The organism is bacterium (genome assembly GCA_009926305.1).
In the GTDB taxonomy this organism is placed as follows: domain Bacteria; phylum Bdellovibrionota_C; class UBA2361; order UBA2361; family RFPC01; genus RFPC01.
In genome coordinates this window covers 1-2,820 of the sequence record RFPC01000152.1, presented here as the reverse complement: position 1 = coordinate 2,820, position 2,820 = coordinate 1, and the positions used below count along the sequence as shown (strand labels likewise).

The following is a 2,820-nucleotide window of genomic DNA, read 5'->3' as shown; positions in this document are numbered from 1 at the left end:
CAAAATTATGGTCATTTTATCAATCATCTTTGATGGATCGGATATCTTGATAAATCTGAAGTTATTTCTTAATCAATTGGGCATGACATCTGTGAAAGTGATTCTTTGAGTACGTTGAGCATACTGACGCATTTATCTTACCCTTTCCTACGGAGATTAATCACGTTCTTTGGAAGTTTGCGATCAAGATCTTCATCGATCAAGCTCTTAGCTTCCTCTAGAAGCCTGTTGCCCAGGACTCTATCCTGGTCCACGCCATCACCGTGGTAAAGCATACAGCCAAGATTGTGCATCGCGCCCTTGTGACCTTTTTTGGCAGCATGATCATAGTAATCAGCCGCTAGCCGTCTATTCTTGAAGGTACCTCCTGTAGATACTATGTAAGCGATCTATATCGCCACCTAGATAGTAGTTCAAAAATACTTACTAGACATTGAAGCAGAGCTAGCCGTTGCCGTTCGGGCTACTCATAGGCAACAGAGAGTAAGTAAGAAATATATTTTTGGCTCTCGCATTACCCAAGGATAGCGGCGTTAGAAACTAGTTTATGAACAGGCCAACTGGGGGGCTTTTTGGATTGGGTCAATAAATAGCTCTTCATAGCTGTGAAAACAGTCTATTTCGAAATGAAATCGTTTCAGTCGTCTATTACTTTGTTGTATCCAGCGCCCTTATGGGCCTACCAGCAACTAAAAGCTATGAGTATGAACGTCGCCGTCCTGAGGAAACTCCGCTCTACGAGATTCTTAGGACCGAGCTAAACACGTTCGTCTCTGAACGGGAGATAGAAAATAGATCTCTTCCCGATTACGTGACTGAGGAGTTCGAAGAGTTTCTAAGGTGCGGCCTTCCTCAGTACGGATTTCTGAGACTGAAGTGCACGGGGTGTAAAGCAGAAAAAATAGTGGCGTTTTCTTGTAAAAAGAGAGGTTTCTGTCCGTCTTGTGCAGGAAAAAGAATGGCTGAGTCTGCAGCCCACTTAGTCGACAACGTCCTTCCACACGTTCCTTACAGACAGTTTGTAATTTCCTACCCATTTCCACTTCGGTTTTATATGAATGCAAGTCGAGAGCTTTGTAGCAAAGTTCTGAGAATCATCTCGACCTCGATTCACCGCTACTACACGAAAACGGCAGAAAAAAACGGGATAAAGAATTCTGCTGCCGGGTCCATCAGTTTCCTTCAAAGATTCGGGTCTGATTTGAGGCTAAACCCTCATCACCATATCTTGGTACCGGAAGGTGTCTACATACTTGTGGGTGATAAACCCGTGTTTAAAAAGGCCCCAAAGATTACAGACGAAGATGTGGAAAAGCTTCTTATGGAAATTAGCGCGAAAATCAGAAAGTATCTTGTAAAGAAAGGATATTTAAATGCAGACGGGGAGATCTGTCTGAATCCTGAAGTATCTTCTGTTTTCTCAGAAAACGAGGCCGTCTCCATGGCAGCAGAAAGCTCGTTTAGAAACCGCATCGCCTTCGGTGAAAACGCTGGAAAGTACGTCACAAAAATCGGCTCTGGGTTTGGGTATGAAGAGGAAATCCCGGTTGCCAAAAGCCGTCTCTGCCGAACCATGCAGGGTTTTTCTCTACACTGTGCGACAGCTGTGAAAACCTCAGACCGCAGGGGGCTAGAGCGTCTTGTGAGCTACATGGCTAGGGGCCCCCTTGCAAACGAAAGAGTCACTCTCACAGATCTTGGCAAAGTAAAATTAAAGCTTAAAAAGAACTATAGTGACGGAACCAGCCACCTCCTCTTTACAAAAAGTGAATTCATAGAACGCCTTGTAGCCCTGATACCACCTCCTCGCACTCACCTAGTTCGCTGGTCTGGTTTCTTTGCACCGAACAGCCCTCTGAGAAAGGCTGTCACTTTAAAGCCAAAGATAAAGAAGGGCTTTCAGTTTAAGTCGTGTTCTCACGATACGGAAGATGGTGAGGAAGGTGAGGGCGGTAGCAAAGAAAAATCGCTGAGGAGTTCACCATGGGCCAGAATGCTCGAAAGAGTTTTTAAAATAGACGTAGCAAAATGTGACCGCTGCGACGGAACTCTCAAGCCAGTTGCTGCAGTGACCTGCCCAGGCGGCATCAGAAGTTACCTCACTCACATGGGTCTTGACCCGGATCCTCCGTCCAGAGATCCTCCCAGACATAGGCAGAGCTCTTTTGAGTTTTCCACCTACGAACTTGATTGTTTCCCGTTACCACTGGATTCAGATCTGCCCTCCCTCAGCTATGACTAGCTCGAACGGCCGCGGCTAGCTTCGCGTCAAATTTCAACAAAACAGTAAATGATGACATTTTTGCTGACCCACAGGCCCAGTTCAAGCGGGTTAGGGGGCGATTTGGGTCGCAGCAGGGTCAAATAGGGGCCAAATCCAGCGGGAATTCGGCTGACTTGGACAAAATAAAGTGGCTAGAATTCCCTATGCGCAACCCCAAGGAAACGCCTGCTAGTAAATTATCGCATCCCCCAGGAACCACCTATAAATACGGATCAAGCCATCTTACCATTGCAGGGGCTATGATCGAAATTGCCACAGGTGAAAGTTTCGAGTCAATTTTTCAAAGACTCGTCGCAAGTAAAATCAACTTTTCGGGAACCTACACCGCAGGCCGATCTAACAACCTTGCAGGAGGCATGAAAGCGTCTACATCCGAATTCGTGAAGTTTGTCCGTGCTATGTACCACGCTGGACAAAACCCAAATGTCCCTGCCTTAATATCAACCGAAGCACAGCTGGAGCAGGAATCTCCTCAGACCTCCGAGCAAACCGAATTTCTCATATCTCCAAGAAGGGGATTTGACTACGGACTAAAC

The 2,820-nt window shown here is 46.2% G+C and carries 3 protein-coding genes and 1 pseudogene; 2 read left to right on the top strand and 2 right to left on the bottom strand.

Going from position 1 to position 2,820, the window contains the following annotated elements; all coding sequences use genetic code 11:
- Positions 1-137: 137 nt before the first annotated feature.
- Together EBR25_13080 and EBR25_13075 are read right to left on the bottom strand one after the other, a co-directional pair.
- Positions 138-293: a hypothetical protein gene (locus EBR25_13080; protein ID NBW41914.1), complete on the bottom strand. Its 156-nt coding sequence runs from the start codon at positions 291-293 to the stop codon at positions 138-140.
- A 9-nt stretch (positions 294-302) separates the two neighbouring features.
- A pseudogene (locus EBR25_13075) lies at positions 303-389 on the bottom strand (hypothetical protein).
- Between the two features lie 284 nt (positions 390-673).
- Here EBR25_13075 and EBR25_13070 point away from each other — a divergent pair.
- Together EBR25_13070 and EBR25_13065 are read left to right on the top strand one after the other, a co-directional pair.
- Positions 674-2,242, top strand: coding sequence for a hypothetical protein (locus tag EBR25_13070; protein ID NBW41913.1), 1,569 nt, complete (start codon positions 674-676; stop codon positions 2,240-2,242).
- A gap of 281 nt (positions 2,243-2,523) precedes the next feature.
- Positions 2,524-2,820, top strand: a 297-nt coding sequence (locus tag EBR25_13065) for a hypothetical protein (protein NBW41912.1), incomplete at its 3' end; no start/stop codon positions are given.

Excerpts from the sequence above, each read along its gene's own strand:
- EBR25_13080 (NBW41914.1), bottom strand. The coding sequence starts at position 293 with ATGCACAATCTTGGCTGTATGCTTTACCACGGTGATGGCGTGGACCAG.
- EBR25_13070 (NBW41913.1), top strand. The coding sequence starts at position 674 with ATGGGCCTACCAGCAACTAAAAGCTATGAGTATGAACGTCGCCGTCCT.